The 19,630-nt window shown below is 69.5% G+C and carries 17 protein-coding genes; 8 read left to right on the top strand and 9 right to left on the bottom strand.

Annotation, left to right across the window (positions count from 1 at the left end; translation table 11 throughout):
• Positions 1-24: 24 nt before the first annotated feature.
• The 7 genes from J7495_RS17490 to J7495_RS17460 form a co-directional block, all read right to left on the bottom strand.
• On the bottom strand, positions 25-966 hold the full coding sequence (locus J7495_RS17490) for a J domain-containing protein (RefSeq protein ID WP_294058224.1): 942 nt from the start codon (positions 964-966) through the stop codon (positions 25-27).
• A 60-nt stretch (positions 967-1,026) separates the two neighbouring features.
• Complete coding sequence (locus J7495_RS17485) at positions 1,027-1,917, bottom strand: transglutaminase family protein (protein WP_294058136.1); 891 nt, start codon at positions 1,915-1,917, stop codon at positions 1,027-1,029.
• A complete protein-coding gene (locus tag J7495_RS17480; protein ID WP_294058135.1) occupies positions 1,917-4,445 on the bottom strand; it encodes a circularly permuted type 2 ATP-grasp protein in 2,529 nt (842 codons plus the stop codon). The genes J7495_RS17485 and J7495_RS17480 overlap by 1 nt, the downstream gene beginning before the upstream one ends.
• Positions 4,446-4,814: 369 nt before the next feature.
• Positions 4,815-7,232, bottom strand: coding sequence for a DNA ligase D (gene ligD, locus J7495_RS17475; RefSeq protein WP_294058134.1), 2,418 nt, complete (start codon positions 7,230-7,232; stop codon positions 4,815-4,817).
• Position 7,233: 1 nt separating this feature from the next.
• The gene (locus tag J7495_RS17470) at positions 7,234-7,959 is read right to left on the bottom strand and encodes a hypothetical protein (protein ID WP_294058132.1); all 726 of its coding nucleotides are present in this window, start codon (positions 7,957-7,959) and stop codon (positions 7,234-7,236) included.
• A gap of 3 nt (positions 7,960-7,962) precedes the next feature.
• On the bottom strand, positions 7,963-8,820 hold the full coding sequence (locus tag J7495_RS17465) for a Ku protein (RefSeq protein ID WP_294058130.1): 858 nt from the start codon (positions 8,818-8,820) through the stop codon (positions 7,963-7,965).
• 320 nt (positions 8,821-9,140) lie between these two features.
• Positions 9,141-9,290 carry a hypothetical protein gene (locus J7495_RS17460; protein WP_294058129.1) on the bottom strand — a complete coding sequence of 50 codons (150 nt, stop codon included), beginning with the start codon at positions 9,288-9,290 and terminating at the stop codon, positions 9,141-9,143.
• On the opposite strand from J7495_RS17460, the gene pdxH reads away from it, so the two are divergent.
• A complete protein-coding gene (gene pdxH, locus J7495_RS17455; protein WP_294058127.1) occupies positions 9,289-9,867 on the top strand; it encodes a pyridoxamine 5'-phosphate oxidase in 579 nt (192 codons plus the stop codon). The two genes, J7495_RS17460 and pdxH, sit on opposite strands and share 2 nt — an antisense overlap.
• On the top strand, positions 9,864-10,778 hold the full coding sequence (locus tag J7495_RS17450; RefSeq protein WP_294058125.1) for a cation diffusion facilitator family transporter: 915 nt from the start codon (positions 9,864-9,866) through the stop codon (positions 10,776-10,778). The genes pdxH and J7495_RS17450 overlap by 4 nt, the downstream gene beginning before the upstream one ends.
• Before the next feature lie 39 nt (positions 10,779-10,817).
• Here J7495_RS17450 and mnmA read toward each other — a convergent pair whose 3' ends face one another.
• Positions 10,818-11,927 carry a tRNA 2-thiouridine(34) synthase MnmA gene (mnmA, locus tag J7495_RS17445; protein ID WP_294058124.1) on the bottom strand — a complete coding sequence of 370 codons (1,110 nt, stop codon included), beginning with the start codon at positions 11,925-11,927 and terminating at the stop codon, positions 10,818-10,820.
• A 115-nt stretch (positions 11,928-12,042) separates the two neighbouring features.
• Between mnmA and J7495_RS17440 the strand changes: the two genes are divergently transcribed.
• The 3 genes from J7495_RS17440 (at position 12,043) to J7495_RS17430 (ending at position 13,179) form a co-directional block, all read left to right on the top strand.
• Positions 12,043-12,270: a hypothetical protein gene (locus J7495_RS17440; RefSeq protein ID WP_294058122.1), complete on the top strand. Its 228-nt coding sequence runs from the start codon at positions 12,043-12,045 to the stop codon at positions 12,268-12,270.
• Positions 12,271-12,378: 108 nt separating this feature from the next.
• Positions 12,379-12,678: a DUF1153 domain-containing protein gene (locus J7495_RS17435; protein WP_294058121.1), complete on the top strand. Its 300-nt coding sequence runs from the start codon at positions 12,379-12,381 to the stop codon at positions 12,676-12,678.
• A gap of 240 nt (positions 12,679-12,918) precedes the next feature.
• Complete coding sequence (locus J7495_RS17430; RefSeq protein ID WP_294058120.1) at positions 12,919-13,179, top strand: GlsB/YeaQ/YmgE family stress response membrane protein; 261 nt, start codon at positions 12,919-12,921, stop codon at positions 13,177-13,179.
• A gap of 125 nt (positions 13,180-13,304) precedes the next feature.
• Here J7495_RS17430 and J7495_RS17425 read toward each other — a convergent pair whose 3' ends face one another.
• Positions 13,305-13,562 carry a GlsB/YeaQ/YmgE family stress response membrane protein gene (locus J7495_RS17425; RefSeq protein WP_294058119.1) on the bottom strand — a complete coding sequence of 86 codons (258 nt, stop codon included), beginning with the start codon at positions 13,560-13,562 and terminating at the stop codon, positions 13,305-13,307.
• Between the two features lie 258 nt (positions 13,563-13,820).
• Between J7495_RS17425 and J7495_RS17420 the strand changes: the two genes are divergently transcribed.
• The 3 genes from J7495_RS17420 (at position 13,821) to J7495_RS17410 (ending at position 19,489) form a co-directional block, all read left to right on the top strand.
• A complete protein-coding gene (locus J7495_RS17420; RefSeq protein WP_294058222.1) occupies positions 13,821-15,029 on the top strand; it encodes an efflux RND transporter periplasmic adaptor subunit in 1,209 nt (402 codons plus the stop codon).
• A 1-nt stretch (position 15,030) separates the two neighbouring features.
• Positions 15,031-18,192 carry an efflux RND transporter permease subunit gene (locus J7495_RS17415; RefSeq protein ID WP_294058118.1) on the top strand — a complete coding sequence of 1,054 codons (3,162 nt, stop codon included), beginning with the start codon at positions 15,031-15,033 and terminating at the stop codon, positions 18,190-18,192.
• A 91-nt stretch (positions 18,193-18,283) separates the two neighbouring features.
• Positions 18,284-19,489, top strand: coding sequence for a DUF445 domain-containing protein (locus J7495_RS17410; protein ID WP_294058220.1), 1,206 nt, complete (start codon positions 18,284-18,286; stop codon positions 19,487-19,489).
• The last annotated feature ends 141 nt before the right edge of the window (positions 19,490-19,630 follow it).

Here is a 19,630-nt window from a genome sequence, read left to right as displayed (position 1 = left end):
CGTTCAGCGTAGCTGAACACGACGCTAGACGTCCATTCGTCCGCGCGGGTTCCCCTTGTCGTGCTCCTGCCACCCCTGGACGAACTCGGTGAGCGCGGCATCATCGGCGGGCAGGTCGATCATCAGCGTGACGAGCAGGTCGCCGCGCGTCTTGTCCTTGCGGTGGAAGCCGCGGCCTTTGAGGCGCAGCACCTTGCCCGAGCTCGAGCCCTTGGGGACGGTGAGCATCACCGGCCCGTCGGGCGTCGGCACCCGCACCTGCGCGCCGAGCACGGCTTCGGAGAGCGTTATCGGCAGGTCGAGGCGGATGTCGTCGCCGGCGCGCGCGAAATAGCGGTGCGGCTGGATGTCGATCGTCACGATCGCGTCGCCCGCGCCGCCGGGACCTTCCTCGCCCTTGCCGGCGAGGCGCATCTGCGTGCCGGTCTCGACGCCGGCGGGGAGCTTGAGGTCGATCGTCTTGCCGTCGCCGAGCGTGATCCGCTGCGGCGCGAGCCGGGCGGCGTCGGGAAGCGACACCGCGAGCTTGTAGGCGACGTTCGCGCCCTTGGCCGCCGCCTGCTTGCGCCCGAACCCGCCGAAGCCCCCGAACCCGCCGGTGAAGCCGCCGCCGCCGCGCTTGCCCGCGCCGCCGCCGAACAGCCCTTCGAAGATGTCGCCGATGTCGACCGTCTCGCCGCCGAACTCGCTCGCGCGGAAGCCGCCCTGGCTGCCAGGGCCGCCATAGCCGAAGGGCATGGCGGGGTTGCCGTCGCCGTCGATCTCGCCACGGTCGTAGCGCGCGCGCTTGTCGTTGTCGGTGAGCAGGTCATAGGCCTGGGTCACCTGGGCGAAGCGCTCGGCGGCCTTGGGATTGTCCTGGTTGCGGTCCGGGTGCAGCTCCTTGGCGAGCTTGCGATAGGCCTTCTTGATATCGGCTTCGCTCGCGCTGCGTTCCACGCCCAATGTTGCGTACGGATCGGCCATCATTCCCCTCGAAACTGGCGCGTACATCGGCTCCCGGCGCGGCGAGCGCAAGTCCAAGCGTCAGGCAGGCATTTCTTCCAGGGGCTCGACGTCGACCGAGACCGCCATGTGCTGCGCGCCCGATCCGAGCACGAGGCCGTCGACGGGCGCGATGTCGGCATAGTCGCGGCCGATCGCGATCACGACATGGTCGTTGGCCATCCAGATGCCGTTGGTCGGGTCGAGCCCGACCCAGCCCAGTGCCGGCCCGCACCAGAGCAGCACCCAGGCGTGCGTCGCGTCCGCGCCCACCAGCCGCGGCTGGCCGGGCGGGGGCAGCGTGCGGAGATAGCCCGAGGCATAGGCGGCGGGGAGCCCGGCGGCGCGGAGACCCGTGATCATGATCTGCGCGAAGTCCTGGCAGACGCCGCCGCGCTTGACGAAGGCCTCGTGCGGCGGCGTGTCGACCAGGGTGGCGGTGGGATCGAAGGCGAACTCGCGCTGGATGCGCCGCGCGAGCGCGATCCCCGCTTCGAGCGCGCCGCGACCGGGATCGAGGTCTTCGGCGCACCAGGCGGCGATATCGCGGTCGAGCGGGATCAGCGGCGAGGGGAAGAGATAGGAGGCCGGGCTCGCCGGCCCCATGTCCAGGCTCGCGCGCGCCCATCGCGCGATCTCGCCGAGCGTGGGATCGCCGGGCGCGGGGACCGGGATCTGGCGGTCGACATGGACGCGGGCGCGGCTCTCGATCGTCAGCGTGCGCGCCGGCGCCTCGATCACCAGCCGCACGACATTGGCGAGCCCGGCTTCGGCATGCGCGGGATAGGTGCGTCCGCCCGGCTCGACGCTCAGCGCATAGTCCTCGACGGTCTGGCCCGACCAGTGGATCGGCTTGAGCCTGAGGTTGCAGCGCGCGAACGCCACCGGCTGCGCATAGTCGAAGCGGGTGACGTGGCGGATCGCATAGCGCATCAGGCGAGCACGAGCCCCGCGGCGCGCAGCGCCTCGGCACCCTGGAGGAAATAGCGCCGCGCGACTTCGTCCGACAGGCGGCAGAGGCGGTTGCTGAGGTCGAGCAGCATCGCATCGTCGATCCGGGTCGCGCGCGCCGTGACGAGGATCGCCGCGAGCTCGCGCGCCTGTTCCTGCTGGGCTTCGGCGAGCCCGTCGTCGGAGAGCAGCGGCAGCTTGTTGAGATGCCCCGAGATCGCCGCGACCTGGAAGGCGATCGAGCGCGGGTTGCCGGGGTCGAGCGTCACCAGGTCGAGCACGGGCACGCGCGCCATGCCGGTCAAGTAGCGTTGGCGATAGCTGATCTGGCTGTCGGCGAGGTCGAGCAGCGTCGAGAGGTCGTCGGCGGTTGCCTCGGGGCCGCCGAAGGCACGGATCGCCTGGATGCCGGCCGTCGATCGCTCGATCCGCCGGCCGAGGTCGTGGAACCGCCAGGCGTCGGTGCGCGCCATATGCTCGGCGGACTGGCCGGCGAGCGCCGAATAGCGGCGCTGGAGCGTGCCGGCGCGGTCGAGCAGCGTGCCCTTGGTCGGCACCGGCGCATCGAGCAGCCGGATCATGTCGGCCGAGAGCCGCTCGCGCGAGACTTCGCCGATCAGCCGCGCCTGCACGTTGATCGCGCGGACGCTGTACCAGCCCTCCTCATCCTCCATCGCGGTCTTGGCGAGCGCGAGCAGGTCCGGGCGCTTGTAGGCGCGCGGCTCGGGCGCGGCGCCCGCGGCGATGACGAGGCCGGCGAGGCGGAAGACCGTGTCGGCGGAGAGCGCCGCGCCGGTCTCGGCGCTGATCGAATTGCCGAGCAGCACGCGCACCAGCCCGAGCAGCGCCTCGCCACGCTCGAGATAGCGGCCGAGCCAGAAGAGATTGTCGGCGACGCGGCTGGGGAGCGTGCCGGGGTTGCGGCGCAGCTGGGTGGTGTCGTCCGAGGGCAGCAGCGTGACCGGCGCGACCGCATCCTCGCAATGGACGCAGACGTCGGCGGACCACATGCCTTCGCCCATCACCGCGGCGCGGACGTCGGCATGCTCGCCGATCCTTGCGAAGCCGCCGGGAAGGACGATCCATTCGCCGTCGGGCCCGCGCGCGGCGAAGACACGGAGCGTGAAGGGGCGCGGCACCAGCGCATCCTCGGTCACCACCGGCATCGTCGAGAGGCGGACGATCTCCTGGCCGACATAGTCCTGCGGGCGGCGCTTCATGTCGTCGAGCAGCGCCGCGCGCGCCTCACCGACGATCGACGCGCCGAGCGTGGCGCCCTCGGGCAGGCCGAGCGTCTGGACGCCGAAGGCGGGCGAGATCAGCAGCGTGTCGAGATTGGCCTCGACATGGTCGCGCTCGGCATCCTGGCCGCACCACCAGGTCGCGATGTTGGGGAGCAGGAGCGGCGCGCCGGTCAGCACTTCGGCGAGGCGCGGCAGGAAGGCGGCAAAGGCGGGCGATTCGAGCAGCCCGGTGCCCGGCGCATTGGCGACGACGACATTGCCTGCCGCCATGGCGTCGACCAGCCCCGCCACGCCGATCGTCGAGTGCGAATCGAAGGCGAGCGGGTCGAGCAGCCGCGGGTCGATGCGGCGCCACAGCGCATCGACGCGCTTGAGGCCGACGATCGTGCGGACATAGACCTTGTCCTCGCGCACCGCGAGGTCGGCGCCTTCGACCAGCAGGAAGCCGAGGTAGCGCGCGAGATGCGCCTGCTCGGCATAGCTGGGGTTGAGCCGGCCCGGCGTCAGCAGCGCGATCCGCGGATCGGCGCGGCGGCAGAGCGCCGAGAGCCCGTCGCGGAACCCCGCGAAGAAGGGCGCGTGGCGCAGGATGTTGAGCCGGGTCTGCAAGCCGCCGACGGTGCGCGCCATCGCGAGCCGGTTCTCGAGCGCATAGCCGGCGCCTGCGGGCGCGCGAAGGTGGTCGGCGAGCACGCGCCACTCGCCGGTTGGCCCACGGCAGAGGTCGGCCGCGATGAAGGCGAGGTGCTTGTCGCCCGGCGGGTTGAGCCCGCTCACGGGCCGAAGGAAGAAGGGGCTGCCGGTCACCAGCGCGGCAGGGACGTGGCCGTCGGTGACGAGCTTCGCCGGGCCGTAGAGATCGGCGAGCAGCGCCTCCATCACTTCCGCGCGCTGGGCGATGCCCGCGGCGATGGTCTTCCACTCGGCGTCGGCGATCAGCAGCGGCACCGGGGAGAGCGGCCAGGGGCGTTCCTCGCCTTCCTCGCCGGCGATGCGGAAGCCGGTGCCGATGTCCTCGGCGTGGCGCTGGGCACGCTCGCGGGCGTGTCCGAGGCTGTCGCCCGAGAGGCCGGCGAGCTCCTCGAAGACGGTGTTCCAGGCATCGTCGCGCCCGCCGCCGCGCTCCGCGCAGAGCACGTCGGTCTCGCGGCCGGGCGCGCAATAGTCGGCGATCCAGCGGTCGGCGATCGTGCCTGCGTCGAACAAACTGGCGGCGCTACTGGCCACGCATGCATTCCCGTCCCTGTTTCGGGGACGATGGGGCATTCATTGCTGCATGGCAACAAGGATCGCGCCCGGCCTCTCCTCCGGCGTCCGTCCGGCGCTCCTCGTCCCGCTTCGCCGAAGGCGCGGGCAGGAGGGCCGAATATCGATATGTCTCAACGAGTTGGCCGCAGCTGGGCGACCGGGATCGGGTGTAGTATCGGAATAATACAGTTTACGCGGTTGACACTCATCATCCGAGAAAATCGGGTTCGGCGCGAGCGCACGCCTATCGGCTCCAACGAGGTGCAGCCAGGGATCGACGATGCGAAAGAGCGGCGAGGAGGCTCGCACTGCATTTCCTATTTTGCAACCTGCCGGCCGAGGATCGAGGACGGCTCTCTGCGCTTCGGGGCTGACCGGCGACCAGCCCTAGAGGTCCGGCAACACCTGGTCCGAAAGCCCCCAGCCGGCGAGCGCGCGGCCGTTGGCGCGCTCGATCAGCGCTTCGGCGTCGCGGATCGAGAAGCGGCGCGCATTCTCGGCGTCGCGCAGCTCGCTCCAGGTGACCGGCGCGGCAACCGGGGCGCCCTCCCGGGCGCGGGCGACGTAGGGGAGGACGGCGGTGGCGCCGCGCTGGTTGCGCAGATAATCGATGAAGATGCGGTCCTTTCGCTCGATCTTCTTGAGATTGGCGGTGAAGCGCTCGGGTTCGGCTTCGCTCAGCGCGCGGGCGAAGCGTTCGGCGAAGGACCGCACGTCAGGCCATTCGGCCCGGGGCTCGAGCGGCACCACGACGTGCACGCCCTTGCCGCCCGAGAGCATCGGCCAGCTCGCCAGCCCGATCTCGGCGAGATGCTCCTTGAGTCCCTCGGCGGCCTTGCGGACGAGGTCGAAATCGAGCCCCTCGTCGGGATCGAGGTCGAACACCATGCGATCGGGCTTCTCGATATCGGCGACGAGGCTGCCCCAGCCGTGGAACTCGATCGTCCCCATCTGGACGCAGGTGAGCACGCCATCGGCATCGTCGAGGTAGAGATAGGGCTCGACCGACCCGTCCTTCTCGCGGACGTCGACGTGGTGGACGTGCTCGCCGAAGCTGCCGGCGTCGTGCTTCTGGAAGAAGCATTTCTTCGCGCGCCCCTGCGGGCAGCGGACCAGGCTGACCGGGCGGTTGGCGAGCCAGGGGAGGAGGATCGGCGCGACCGCGGCGTAATAGTCGGCGAGCTCGCCCTTGGTGATCCCCGCATCGGGGTAGATCACCCGCTCGGGGTGGCTGATCCTGATGCTGGTCACGGGCTTCTCGGTCACGGCGACGGGCTCCTCGATCACGACATCGCCCGGCTCCTTGTCCTCGCGCAAGCCGAGGAAGCTCGCATGGCGCACGACCTTGTCGGCCGTGAACTCGGCGAAGGCGATCTCGGCGACCAGCTCGGGTTTCACCCAGCGTGCGCCGCGCGCCTCGGCGCGGGGGACTTCGGCTGCGGGCTTGTCGATCGCGATCGCTTCGAGCCGCTCGCGCAGGTTCAGGAGCGTGGCGGTGTCGAAGCCGGTGCCGACCTTGCCGGCATAGCGCAGCTGGCCGCGTTCGTTCAGCCCAAGCAGCAGCGAGCGGAAGCCCCGGCCCCTGGCGTCGCTGGGCGACCAGCCGAGGATCACGAACTCCTGCCGGCGAATGCACTTGGTCTTGAGCCAGGCCTTGGTGCGGCTGCCGCGATAGGGCGCGTCGGCCTTCTTCGAGACGACGCCCTCATAGCCTTCGCGGCACATCGCCTCGAACAGCTTCTCGCCGGCGCCGGCGACGTGCTCGGCGAAGCGCAGCGCATCGCTCTCGTGACCGCCGATCAGCGCGCGCAGCCGATCCTTGCGCGCGACCTGGGGGAGCTTGGCGAGATCCTCGCCGTCGGCTTCGAGCAGGTCGAAGGCGAAGAGCGTCAGCCCCTCGCCACCGCTGCCGATCGCATCCTGGAGCGTCGAGAAATCGGGCTTGCCGTCCTTGAAGGCGACGATCTCGCCGTCGATCAGCAGCCCGGGCGGGAGCGCCCGCGCCGCTTCGGCGATCGTCGGGAATTTCCCGGTCCAGTCGAGCCCCGAGCGCGTGTAGATCTTCGGCTCGCTCGTGCCGGTGGCGACGAGCGCGCGATAGCCGTCATACTTCACTTCGTGGATCCAGCCGTTGCCGGCGGGCACGCCGTCGACCAACGTCGCGAGCTGGACGGGGCGGAACTTGGGGGGCTTTCGCTTCCTGCCGTCATCCGATGACCGATGGGATGGCTTGTCCTCGGCGATCTCCTGCATTGTCCGCCCGGTCTTCACGCTGGTGAGCCCGGTCTCGACCAGCGTGTCGGTCGCGCCGGCCTCGGCATCGTCGAGCTTGCGGAGCAGCCAGTTCTCGCCGCGCTCCTTGCCGCGCGGCTTGAGGCGGATCAGCAGCCACTCGCCCTTCATCCGCTCGCCGTCGAGGCGGAAGTGGAGGTGGCCCTTGGCGAGGTCCTTCTCGCTCTTGCCTTCGACCGGCGCCCAGCGGCCTTCGTCCCACAGCATCACCGTGCCGCCGCCATATTCGCCCTCGGGGATCGTCCCTTCGAAGCTGGCGTAGGAGAGCGGATGGTCCTCGGTGCGCACCGCGAGGCGTTTCTCGCCCGGGTCGAGGCTGGGGCCGCGCGTCACCGCCCAGCTCTTGAGCACGCCGTCGATCTCCAGCCGGAAGTCCCAGTGGAGCCGCGTCGCGTCGTGCTTCTGGACGATGAAGCGGCGCGAGCCCGCCGCCGCCACTTCGCCGCGCGGCTCGGCGGTCTTCGCGAAGTCGCGCATCCTGTTGTATTTCTCGAGCGGGTCGGGCTTGGCCATCTCAGCGCTCCAGCTGCGCGGCGGCGGCGAGCAGCGCCGCGGCGGGGGTGTCGGCGATCGGATCGCCATGCGAGACGAGGATGCGCTTCAGCCGCGGCAGGTCCGCCCAGCCGCGGAAGGCGCCCGCGAGCGCGGTGCGGTCGGTCACCATCCTGGCGATGACCGGCCTGGGCACGCGCGGGCCGTCCACGCCGAAGCCGAACAGCCGCGCCATCGCCCAGGCGCCGAATCCGTTCGGGTGGCGGACATTGGCGAGCACGTCGTTGAGCAGCAGCGTGGTGCCGCCCGCGCGATCGACGCGCAGCGACAGCTCGCGGTCGCCGGTGCCGGGGACCGATTCGAGCGCGACCTGCGGATCGTCGAGCACGTCGCCGGCTTCGTCGACCGTCACCGCTTCGTCCACCGCGTCGCGCGCGCCGGCGGCGCTCAGCACCCGGATCGCGGGATAGCGCGCCTTCCACGCGCGCACGTCGAGCCGGTGCGCGACGCCCGGCACGACCAGGAAGCTCGGCGGACCCAGCGCTTCGATCCGCGCCATCTCGGGCTCGGCGAGCGGAATCGCGCTCCAGATCGCGGTGCCGCCGTCGGCGAGCCGCACCACCGTCATCCGCCGCGGGAAGCGGCCGAGCGGCATGACGATCTCGCCGGCGACCGTCAGAATGCCCTCGTCGACTTCTTCCACGGGGCCGTGCGGCTGGACGGTCCAGGCGTCGTTGAACTTCGCCATCGCTCAGGCCCGCTTGCGCGCCGGGGCCTTCCTGGCCGGCGCCTTCTTCTCGGGTTCCGCCTTGGCCCCCGGCTTTTCGAGCGATTTCTTGAGCGCCGCCATCAGGTCGACGACGTTCGAGCCGCGCCGCGGCGCGCCGTCGTCGCCGGCGTCCTCGATGATCTTGCCGCCCTTGGCCTTGCGCTTGCGCTCGATGAGGTCCTTGAGCGCATCGACATAGCGGTCGTGGAATTCCCTGGGATCGAAGCTGCCGGCCTTCTTGGCGATCAGCGTTTCCGCCAGGTCGAGCAGCTCGGGGTCGGGCTTGTCGTCGGGGATGTCGCGGAAATAGCCCTGCGCCTTCTGGACCTCGTCGGCATAGCGCAGCGTCTCCAGGATCATGCCGCGGCCGCAGGGCTTCAGGCTCACGACATATTCCCGCCCGCGCATCGCGAGCTGGCCGAGCCCGACCTTCTTCGTGCGCCGGAGCGCCTCGCGCAGCACGATGAACGCCTCTTCGGCCAGGTCGTCGGCGGGGACGACGAAATAGGGCTTCTCATAATAGAGCACGTCGATGTCGGCGGCGTCGACGAACTGGGTGAGCTCGAGCGTCTTCTTCGATTCGAGCTTCACCGCGTCGATCTCGTCCTGATCGAGCAGGACGTAGCTGCCCTTCTCGAACTCGAAGCCCTTCATGATCTCGTCGGCGTCGACCGGGCCCATGCCGGGGACGACCTTCTCGTACTTGACGCGCTTGCCGCTCGGCTCGTGGATCTGGTGGAAGGAAATCTGGGCGCCGGACTTGGTGGCGGAATAGATCTCGACCGGGATCGAGACGAGCGCGAGACGGATCTGCCCCTGCCAATAGGCACGCGCGGCCATGGGATTCTCCCTTGTTGCGATGGCGATTCAATGGTGCTTGGCTGGATTCGTTCCTGCCCGCCACTCACACCAAGGTGTCGGACGATACCGCCACAGGCCGTAACGACATCCCAATCCTCCCCTGGAAGGGGAGGTGGCAGCCGAAGGCCGACGGAGGGGTAGCTCTCTACGAACAACGTCGCCCGCGGATAGCTACCCCTCCACCACCGCTTCGCGGCGGTCCCCCTCCCCTTCCAGGGGAGGATTGAGGGCTCGCTCGTTAAAGCGGTCGATAGCGTTCACGCAGCTCTGCGGTTTCGGCATCGACAAGTCTTCCCGCTTCAATGTCTGCGACCCTCGCGAATCGCGTCGTGCAGGTCACCGAGGTCGGGCCTGCTGTCGGGATCGACTTCCATGCGGCAAAGAATAATCCTCTGCGGAGGCAGCAGCAAGGTGGCGGCAGGGGACAGCTTTGCTATGGGCTCGGCCATGTCGACCGATCCCTTCGTCCTGTTCGCCGACTGGTACGGCGAGGCGCGCGTGTCCGAGCCCAACGACTCCAACGCCATGGCGCTGGCCACGGTGCGTGCCGACGGCCAGCCTTCGGTGAGGATGGTGCTGCTCAAGGGCCATGGGCCCGACGGGTTCGTCTTCTACACCAACCGCGAGAGCCGCAAGGCGGGCGAGCTGGCGGCGGTGCCCAGGGCGGCGCTGCTGTTCCACTGGAAGTCGCTCAGGCGGCAGGTCCGGATCGAGGGGCCGGTGGAACAGGTGAGCGACGCCGAGTCCGACGCCTATTTCGCCTCGCGGAGCCGCGATTCGCAGCTCGGCGCCTGGGCCTCGGACCAGTCGCGCCCGCTCGATGCGCGCGAGACCTTCGAGGCGCGCTACGAAGCGATGCGCGCGCGGTTCGAGGGCGGGCCCGTGCCGCGGCCGCCGCATTGGGGCGGCTATCGCGTCGTCCCCAGCGCAATCGAGTTCTGGCTCGACCGCGCGCATCGCCTCCACGAGCGCCGCGTCTTCACCCGCGACGGCGACGGCTGGACCGAAGGGCTGTTGTACCCGTGAGCAACCTCGCGCGCCGGGCCGCGGTCGCCAGCGTCTGCGCCGCGGTCCTGCTCGGCGCGCTCAAGGGCTATGCCGCCTGGCGCACCGGCTCGGTCGCGGTGCTCGCGAGCCTGGCGGACAGCGTGCTCGACCTCGTCGCGTCGCTCGTCACGCTGGGTGGCGTCCATTGGGCCGCCCAGCCGGCGGACGAGGAGCATCGCTTCGGCCACGGCAAGGCCGAAGCGCTCGCCGCGCTGTTCCAGGTCGTGGTCATCGCGATCTCGGCGCTCGCGATCATGACCCAGGCGTTCGAGCGGCTGATGGCGGGCGCGGCCGGCACCGATCCCGAATATGGCATCGCCGTCTCGCTGGTCGCGCTGGCGGCGACGCTGGCGCTCACCGCCTATCAGCGCCACGTGATCCGGCGGACGGGCTCGATCGCGATCAGCACCGACAATATCCACTACCAGTCGGACTTGATGCTCAACGCCGCGGTGATCGCGGCGCTGGTGCTCGACGACTATCTGGGCCTGCGCGGCGCCGACCCGCTGTTCGGCATCGCGATCGCGCTGTGGCTGCTGTTCGGCGCCTGGCGCGGCTCGGTCGCGGCGATCGACCAGCTGATGGACAAGGAATGGCCCGAGGAACAGCGCCAGCGCTTCGTCGAGATCGCTGCGCGCGAGCCGGCGCTCAAGGGGATGCACGACCTGCGCACGCGGACCAGCGGCAACCGCGACTTCGTCCAGTTCCACATCTGGATGGACCCGCGGATGACCGTCGCCGAGGCGCATGACGTGGTCGAAGGGCTCGAGCACCGGCTCTGCGCGGCCTTTCCGGGGACCGAGATCATCATCCACATCGATCCCGAGGGCCAGGTCGACGACCCCGGCAACCCGCTGGCCGAGACCGACCTTACCGCCGAGCTCAAATGATCCGCTTTTGAAGCCGTGCCTGCCGCCGTGAGGCGCATCTCAGGCGGGGAGCAGCTCGGCGCGTTCGGTTTCCGCGATCCAGCCGCCGCCGAGCACGCGGTCGCCGGCGTAGAGCACTGCGGCCTGGCCGGGGGCGACGCCATATTCGGGGGTGTCGAACACCACGCGGTCGCCGTCGAGCCGCGCGGGCACGGGCTTGGCCAGCGAGCGCACCTTGGCGGTCATCGGCCCCTGGTGGCTGCCGCCGAGCCAGTTGATCCCCTCGATCCGCGCCGCGCGTACCGCGAGCGCGCGCTTCGGCCCCACCACCATCCGGCGCTCGGCCGCATCGAGGCGCAGGACATAGAGCGGCTCGGGCGCGCCGCCGATCTCGAGCCCGCGGCGCTGGCCCACCGTGAAGTGGATCAGCCCCTTGTGCTCGCCGAGCTTGCGTCCGGCCTCGTCGACGATGTCGCCGCTGGTCTCGGCGTCGGGGCGCAGCTTCCTGACCAGCCGCGCATAGTCGCCGTCGGGGACGAAGCAGATGTCCTGGCTGTCGGGCTTGGCGGCGACGCCGAGGCCGAGCTCGGCGGCGAGCTCGCGCACCCGGGGCTTGGGCATGCCGCCCAGCGGGAAGCGCAGATAGTCGAGCTGCGCGGGCGTGGTCGCGAACAGGAAATAGCTCTGGTCGCGCGCGGGATCGGCGGCGCGGTGCAGTTCGGCGCCGTCGGGGCCGGCGAATCGCCGGACATAATGTCCCGTCGCGAGACAGTCGGCGCCGAGATCGCGCGCGAGCGCGAGCAGGTCGGTGAACTTCGGCCCCATGTTGCACTTCACGCAGGGGATCGGCGTGCGCCCGGCGAGATATTCGTCGGCGAAATCGTCGATCACCGTCTCGCGGAAGCTCGACTCATGGTCGAAGACATAGTGCGCGATGCCGAGCCGGTCGCACACCGCGCGCGCGTCGCGGATGTCGCGCCCGGCGCAGCAGCTGCCGGCGCGGCCCACCGCTTCGCCGTGATCGTAGAGCTGGAGCGTCACGCCGATCGTCTCGGCGCCGGTGCGCGCGGCGAGGGCCGCCACCACCGAGGAATCGACGCCGCCCGACATGGCGACGACGATCCGGCGCGCCGAAATCGGGCCGGGCAATTGGAAATCGACGGGGGTCATCCGCCGCCACATAGGTGCGCAACAAGTTAAGCGCCAGTTTTCTCGGCCTTTACGGCCCCTTCATCGCTCGCGGGTAAAAGGCCCCTTCGGAAACGACGATGTAGGATTCGCTTCAGTGGACTTGAGCTTCGCCAGACTGGGAAGGGACTTCGCCGTCACGGCGATGCCGACCGAGCTGGCGGTGCTGCTGGTCGGCGTCGCGGCGCGGCAGGCGGCGAGCCCCACGGCGCGCGCGCAGGCCGGGATCGGTGGCAGCGGGCCGGTGGACCTGCTGCTGGCGCCGCCGGAGGGTGCGTTCAACACGCTGATGGCGGCGGCGATAACCCGTTGGCAAGAGGCGTGAAGGCGGCATTTACCGTGCCGTTTCAGTCGATGTTCAAGTCGCAGGCGATATGGTCGTTTCACTGTTCGAGTTGATTGCGGGGGCCCCCCGCCCCGATCGAGGTTGTAGATGATTGAGAACCAGAAGATCCGTCCGGCAAAGGTGATCGGCCCGCTCGGCGAGCCGCTGACCCTGGACTCGCTGCCGCCGCCGAGCACGACCCGATGGGTGGTGCGTCGCAAGGCCGAAGTGGTCGCTGCCGTCAACGGCGGGCTCCTGACCGTCGACGAGGTGTGCGAGCGCTACAGCCTCACCATCGAGGAATTCGCCGGCTGGCAGCGGGCGATCGACCGCTCGGGCATGCCGGGGCTGCGCGTCACGCGCATCCAGCATTATCGCTCGCTCTACGAGCGCCAGCAGAAATACTGAGAATCTCCTTGGGGAAACTCGCGGAAGAGCGAGTTTCCCAGGCGGTGCCGGCCCGCTCCCCCTTCCGGCCACCCATTGAATAAACTTCCGTTGGGCGGCCGGGAGGGGGAGCGGGCCGGCACCGCAAGACGCGCCGCGGCGCGTCTTCAAACGACCCCCGCGCGGAACCAACTCCCCGCATTGCGACTTCTTCCCTTCACACGGCCTGCGAACGCAGGCGTAACGGAGGGAGTGAAACCCATGGTTGGACTGATTGTCTGGCTCGTCATCGGCGGCGTCGTCGGCTGGCTGGCGAGCATCGTGATGCGTACCGACGCCCAGCAGGGCGTTCTCTTGAACATCGTCGTCGGAATCGTCGGCGCGATGATCGGCGGCTGGCTGCTCTCGAGCGGCGACATCAACGACGGCGTCGTGACGGTGCAGACCTTCGTCGTCTCGCTGTTCGGCGCGATCATCCTGCTCGGAATCGTCAACCTCTTCCGCCGGGGCGCGCTGCGCTAGGCGCGCAGCCGGCGCGGATTTGCGTCCGGACCGGATAGCAAAAAGGGCCGCCCCAGGGCGGCCCTTCTTCGTTCGGGCCTTGTTCGTTCGGGAGCCCGCCTCCCGGCGCACCGCCAGCGAAGCTCTCAGCGCGTGCGCTTGGCCATCACCAGGCGATAGACCGCGAGCAGGATGATCGCGCCGGCGGTCGCGGCGGCGAAGGCCTGCCACGTCCAGTCGACGATCACGATCCCCATCATCGGCGTCAGCACCTTGGCGAGCAGCGCGCCGGCGATGCCGAGCAGGATCGTCACGATGATGCCGCCGGGATCCTTGCCCGGCATGATGAGCTTGCCGAGCGCCCCAGCGACCAGGCCGATCAAGAGCCATCCCAGAATGGACATTGTCTTCTCCTCGTTCCGGCCCGTTCCCCGCGGCGCCGGCGCGGAAGGTCGCGCCATGGCGCGCGCAATGCAAGCGCGATTATCGCGCGCGGTGTTCTGCCCCTTTGCCGCGGCGCGGCGCGGCGGCTCGGGTTGCGGTTGCGAACAAAAGCGGGCAAGGCGCCGCGGGGGGCAAAACGACCGCTTGTGGTTGGTGCCTTATTCTTCTAATACAGTGCGTCTGGCTGGCGATCCGCTGTGCCGGGGGACATGACGCACATGAACTATGAGGCAAGGATGTTCGGGAGAGACGACCAGCTGACTCTGAGCGGCGACGAGACCGTGCAGCGCCGGCGCTGGCCGTGGGTGGTCGCGATTCTCGCGATCCTCCTGGTCATCGTCGCCGGGTTCATGATGATGGGCCGCAAGGGCGGCGACGCCGCCAAGGCGCCGGCTTCGGCCGCCGCGGGCAAGACCGCCAAGTCGAACGCGCAGATCCCGACCGTCACGGTCGCGGTGCCGGGCAATTCGGCGCTCTCCGAGCAGGTGAGCGGCACCGGATCGCTCGCCGCCAAGCGCGAGATGCCGGTGGGCGTTCCGGGCGAGGGCGGGCTGGTCAACGCCGTGCTCGTCGAGCCGGGCCAATGGGTCGCGGCCGGGCAGGTGCTCGCGACGATCGACCGCTCGGTGCAGGTGCAGACCGCCGAATCGCTCGCCGCGCAGGTGCGCGTGGCGCGCGCCGATGCGCAGCTCGCCCAGTCGAACCTCGAGCGCGCGCAGAAGCTCGTGAGCAATGGCTTCGTCTCCAAGGCCGATATCGACCAGAAGACCGCGACTCGCGATTCGGCGATGGCGCGGGTCCGCGTCGCCGAGGCGCAGCTCGCCGAGACGCGCGCGCGCAATAACCGGCTCTACATCCGGGCGCCCGCCGCCGGGCTGGTGCTCACCCGCCAGGTCGAGCCGGGCCAGATCGTCAGCTCGGGGAGCGGCGTCCTCTTCCGCCTGGCCAAGGGCGGCGAGATGGAGCTGCGCGCGCAGCTTGCCGAGGCCGATCTCCAGAAGGTCCATGTCGGCTCGGTCGCGACGGTGCGGCCGGTGGGCAGCGACGCCGTCTTCACCGGGCCGGTGTGGCAGGTGGCGCCGGTGATCGACCCGACAACGCGCCAGGGCATCGCGCGCGTCCAGCTCGCCTATAATCCGGCGCTGCGCCCGGGCGGGTTCGCCTCGGCGACGATCAGCACGGGCACGCAGAACGTGCCGCTGCTGCCGCAATCGGCGGTGCAGACCGACGAGCAGAACCGCAACTACGTCTATATCGTCAACGCCCGGAACGAAGCCGAGCAGCGCTTCGTCACCACCGGCGACGTTTCGGACACCGGCGTGGCGATCACCAAGGGCCTGACCGGCAGCGAGAAGGTGGTGCTGACCGCCGGCGCTTTCCTCACGCCCGGCCAGAAGGTCAACCCGGTCCTCAAGAAGGGGCAGTGAGATGAGCTTCCGCAACATCTCGGCATGGGCGATCCGGAACCCGGTTCCGCCGATCGTCCTGTTCCTGTTCCTCACCATCGCCGGCCTGCTCGCCTTCGGGCGGATGGACGTGAACAACAGCCCGGACATCGACTTTCCCGTCGTCTGGATCTCGATCTCGCAGCCCGGCGCCGCGCCGAGCGAGCTCGAGACGCAGATCACCCAGAAGGTCGAGGCTTCGGTGCGCAGCCTCCAGGGCATCGACGAGATCAACTCGACGGTGACCGAGGGCAACTCCGTCACCGTGGTGCAGCTCGAGCTCGGCACGCCGATCGACCGCGCGGTGGAGGACGTGCGCAGCGCGATCCAGCAGATCCGCTCGGACCTGCCCGACGGCATCCTCGAGCCGCAGATCGGCCGCGTCGATTCGGCGAGCCAGAACGACATCGCCAGCTTCACCGCAGTGGCGCCCGACATGACCGTCGAGCAGCTGAGCTGGTACATCGACAACACCGTGTCGAAGGAGCTGCTCGCGATCAACGGCATGTCCGCGGTGAGCCGCAACGGCGGCGTCGACCGCGAGATCCGCGTCGAGCTCGATCCGGCCAAGCTCCAGTCCTATGGGATCACCGCGAGCCAGGTGAACCAGCAGCTGCGCCAGGTGAACATGAACGCTGCGGGCGGCCGCGCCGAGATCTCGGGCTCGCAGCAGTCGGTCCGCGTGCTCGGCAACGCCAAGGACGCCTATGCGCTCGGCCAGGCGCAGATCGCGGTGGGCGGCGGGCGCACCGTGCAGCTCGCCGACCTGGGCCAGGTCAATGATTCCTACGCCGAGCTGACCAGCACCGCGCGCTACGACGGCAAGCCGGTGATCTCGTTCGACATCCAGCGCGCCAAGGGCGCGTCGGACGTCACCATCTTCCACGAGACCGAGAAGAAGCTGAAGGAGCTCGAGGCGCGCAACCCCAAGGTCCATTTCGAGCTGCTCTCGAACGCCAGCAAATATGCCGAGGAGCAATATCATTCGGCGATGGAGGCGATGATCGAGGGCGCGGTGCTCGCGGTGATCGTGGTGCTGCTGTTCCTGCGCGACTGGCGCGCGACCTTCATCTCGGCGCTGGCGATCCCGCTCTCGGCGATCCCGAGCTTCTGGTTCATGGACCTGCTCGGCTTCACGCTGAACCAGATGACGCTGCTCGCATTGAGCCTGGTGGCGGGCGTGCTCGTCGACGACGCGATCGTGGAGATCGAGAACATCGTCCGCCACATGCGGATGGGCAAGACCGCCTATCAGGCCGCGATCGACGCGGCGGACGAGATCGGCGTCGCGGTGCTCGCCACCACCATGTCGATCGTCGCGGTGTTCCTGCCCGTCGGCCTGATGCCCGGCGTGGCGGGCCAGTTCTTCAAGAACTTCGGCCTCACCGTCGTCGCCTCGGTGCTGATGAGCCTTGCGGTGGCGCGGCTCGTCACGCCGATGATCGCGGCCTATTTCCTCAAGGCCAAAGGCCATCGCCCGCACGGCGAAGGCTGGCTGATGAACAACTACACCAAGTTGCTGCGCTGGACGCTGATGCACCGCTGGTCGGCGGTGGTGGCGGGCGCGGTGGCGCTGGGGCTGACGATCTGGCTCGGCTTCTTCGGGCCGATCCCGATGACCTTCCAGCCGATCCAGGACCAGGACCAGGTGACGGCCAACATCGAGATGGTGCCCGGCACCACGCTGGAGCAGACCGACCGCGTCGTCCGCCAGGTCGCCGACAAGCTGCGTCCCGAGGCCAATGTCGCGCATGTCTACGAGCGCGGCAGCGAAGGCGCCGGCCGCGTGACGCTGATGCTCAAGGAGGATCGCACCGAGACGAGCGACGACTTCACGCGCCGGCTCACGCCCGAGCTGCTCAAGGTCGCCGATGCGCGGGTGAGCTTCCGCGCGCAGGGCGGCTGGGGGTCGAACGGCCGCGCGGTCACCGTGACGCTGGGCGGCGAGGATCCCGAGCTGCTGACCAAGACCGCGCTCACGCTGGTCGACCAGATGTCGAAGCTCAAGACGCTGGTCGCGCCGCGCATCGCCGGCGACCTCAACCGGCCCGAGATCGTGATCAAGCCGCGCACCGATCTGGCCGCGAGCATGGGCGTCACCACCGCGGCGCTCAGCAACGCGATCCGCATCGCGACGCTTGGCGACATCCAGCAGAACAGCGCCAAATTCTCGCTCTCCGATCGCCAGATCCCGATCCATGTCGCGCTTCGCCAGGATGCGCGCTCGCGGCTCGACACGATCCGCAACATGCCGGTGCAGACCCAGTCGGGCGCCTCGGTCCCGCTCGGGGTCATCGCCGACATCACGCTCGGCCAGGGCCCGACCAAGATCGAGCGGCTGAACCAGCAGCGCCGCGTCGTCATCGGCGCCGATCTCGCGACCGATCCCAAGACCGGCAAATCCTATATCTCGGGCGAGGCGCGTTCGGAGATCGAGGCGCAGACCTCGATCAAGCACCTGCCCACCGGCGTCACCGAGCTCAAGGTCGGTGCCGACAAATGGCAGGCCGAGATGCTGTACAATTTCATCATCGCGCTGATGGCGGGCATCTTCCTCGTCTTCGCGGTGCTGGTGCTGCTGTATCGCCGCTTCATGTCGCCGCTGGTGAACATGGGCTCGCTGCTGCTCGCGCCGCTCGGGGGACTGGTCGGGCTGTGGATCACCGGCAATCCCATCTCGATGCCGGTGCTGATCGGCATCCTGATGCTGTTCGGCATCGTCGCGAAGAACTCGATCCTGCTGATCGACTTCGCGCTCGAGGAGATGAACAAGGGCGTCGACAAGTTCACCGCGCTGGTCGACGCGGGGCACAAGCGCGCCCAGCCGATCGTGATGACCACGGTCGCGATGGTCGCCGGCATGGTGCCGACCGCGCTGGCGCTCAGCGGCGATTCCTCGTCGCGCGCGCCGATGGGCATCACCGTGATCGGCGGGCTGATCCTGTCGACCTTGCTCACGCTGGTGATCGTGCCGGCGAGCTTCAGCCTGGCGACGGGTGTCGAGAACTGGCTCGGGCCCAAGCTGCGCCGCCGCCTGCTCACCTATACGCCGGGCGACGAGCACGGCCCCGGCGGGCGGACGATCGAGCACCAGCCGGGCGGCCAGCTCGGCTATGGCGACGGCGGGCCGCACCCGGCCGAGTGAACTTGCGGGCGATTGAACGATTGGAGCGCGCATGAAGTCCTTCGTGCGCGCTCCTCTCGCTTCCGAGCCGGTGCCGCCGGCCCTGCGCCGGATGCGCCGGATCGCGGCCGGGCTGCTCGTCGCGATGGCGCTGCTGTTCCTCGCCGCGCGCGCGCTGGAGCCGCATCACGGCTGGGCCGGCTTCGTCCGCGCCTTTGCCGAGGCGGCGATGGTCGGCGGGCTCGCCGACTGGTTCGCGGTGACGGCGCTGTTCCGCCACCCGCTCGGCCTGCCGATCCCGCACACCGCGATCGTGCCGCGCAACAAGGACCGGATCGCCGATACGCTCGGCCAGTTCCTGCGCGACAATTTCCTCACCGCGCGGGTGGTCGCGCGGCGGATGCAGCGGCTCGATCTCGCGAGCGCGGCGGGGCGCTGGCTCGCCGATCCCGAACGGTCGAGCGGGCGGATCGGCGCGGGCGCCTCGCGGCTCGCTGCCGACGCGCTCGAATCGCTCGATCCCGAGCGGCTGGGTGGGATGGCCAAGACCGCGATCGCAGGTCGCCTCCGCGCGATCGAGCTCGCGCCGCTGTTCGGCCAGGCGCTGGGCGCGGCGATCGCCAACGGCCGCCACAAGCCGCTGCTCGACGGGATGATCCGCTGGGCGGCGCGCGTGCTCGCCGGCAACGAGCACCTGATCCGGGCGATGGTGCACGAGCGCTCGGGCTCGCTGATGCGCTGGACCGGGCTCGACGAGACGGTGTCGAACAAGCTCATCGACGGGCTGCACAAGCTGCTCGACGACATGGCCGAGGATCCCCGCCATTCGCTGCGCCTGCGCGCCGAGGACGGGCTGGTGACGCTCGCCGAGCGGCTCCAGACCGACGCCGAGCTGCGCGCGCGGGTCGAGTCGTTCAAGGAGGAGATGCTCGAGAACCAGGCCTTCCAGCGCTGGATCGACGGGCTGTGGGAGCAGAGCCGCGCCGCGATGCTCCGCGCCGCGCGCGATCCCGAGCGCGTCACCGCGGGCAGGCTCGGCGAGGCGCTCAAGCAGTTCGGCGACACGCTCCAGCACGACCGGCGGCTCGCCGACACGATCAACCGCTTCGTGCGCCGCGCCGCGGTGGGGATCGCGGCGGACTATGGCGATTCGATCGTGCGGCTGGTCTCGGACACGATCCGCGGCTGGGACACCGAGACGCTGACCGCCCGGCTCGAGAACACCGTGGGGCGCGACCTCCAGTATATCCGGATCAACGGCACGCTGGTCGGCGGGCTGGTGGGGGTGGCGATCCACACGGTCGACGTGCTGCTTTGAGCTGATTCAACATCATCCGTCGTCCCGGCGAAAGCCGGGATGACGAACTAGGTGAGCTGAGAGCCCGTTTGGAAATGCGCGGAAGAGCGCATTTCGAGACGGCACCAGCCCGCTCCCCCACCCGGCCTCCCATAGAATACT

Origin of the sequence: Sphingomonas sp. (genome assembly GCF_017745215.1) — a bacterium.
Taxonomy (GTDB): Bacteria; Pseudomonadota; Alphaproteobacteria; order Sphingomonadales; family Sphingomonadaceae; genus Sphingomonas.
The sequence above is the reverse complement of the archived record's forward strand: the minus strand, read 5'-3'. Positions and strand labels throughout refer to the sequence as shown.

Bases quoted from the DNA above. Each gene is read 5' to 3' on its own strand.
- J7495_RS17490 (WP_294058224.1), bottom strand. From the start codon at position 966: ATGGCCGATCCGTACGCAACATTGGGCGTGGAACGCAGCGCGAGCGAA.
- J7495_RS17485 (WP_294058136.1), bottom strand. From the start codon at position 1,917: ATGCGCTATGCGATCCGCCACGTCACCCGCTTCGACTATGCGCAGCCG.
- J7495_RS17480 (WP_294058135.1), bottom strand. From the start codon at position 4,445: ATGCCCCATCGTCCCCGAAACAGGGACGGGAATGCATGCGTGGCCAGT.
- ligD (WP_294058134.1), bottom strand. From the start codon at position 7,232: ATGGCCAAGCCCGACCCGCTCGAGAAATACAACAGGATGCGCGACTTC.
- J7495_RS17470 (WP_294058132.1), bottom strand. From the start codon at position 7,959: ATGGCGAAGTTCAACGACGCCTGGACCGTCCAGCCGCACGGCCCCGTG.
- J7495_RS17465 (WP_294058130.1), bottom strand. From the start codon at position 8,820: ATGGCCGCGCGTGCCTATTGGCAGGGGCAGATCCGTCTCGCGCTCGTC.
- pdxH (WP_294058127.1), top strand. From the start codon at position 9,289: ATGTCGACCGATCCCTTCGTCCTGTTCGCCGACTGGTACGGCGAGGCG.
- J7495_RS17460 (WP_294058129.1), bottom strand. From the start codon at position 9,290: ATGGCCGAGCCCATAGCAAAGCTGTCCCCTGCCGCCACCTTGCTGCTG.
- mnmA (WP_294058124.1), bottom strand. From the start codon at position 11,927: ATGACCCCCGTCGATTTCCAATTGCCCGGCCCGATTTCGGCGCGCCGG.
- J7495_RS17435 (WP_294058121.1), top strand. From the start codon at position 12,379: ATGATTGAGAACCAGAAGATCCGTCCGGCAAAGGTGATCGGCCCGCTC.
- J7495_RS17430 (WP_294058120.1), top strand. From the start codon at position 12,919: ATGGTTGGACTGATTGTCTGGCTCGTCATCGGCGGCGTCGTCGGCTGG.
- J7495_RS17425 (WP_294058119.1), bottom strand. From the start codon at position 13,562: ATGTCCATTCTGGGATGGCTCTTGATCGGCCTGGTCGCTGGGGCGCTC.
- J7495_RS17420 (WP_294058222.1), top strand. From the start codon at position 13,821: ATGAACTATGAGGCAAGGATGTTCGGGAGAGACGACCAGCTGACTCTG.
- J7495_RS17415 (WP_294058118.1), top strand. From the start codon at position 15,031: ATGAGCTTCCGCAACATCTCGGCATGGGCGATCCGGAACCCGGTTCCG.
- J7495_RS17410 (WP_294058220.1), top strand. From the start codon at position 18,284: ATGCGCCGGATCGCGGCCGGGCTGCTCGTCGCGATGGCGCTGCTGTTC.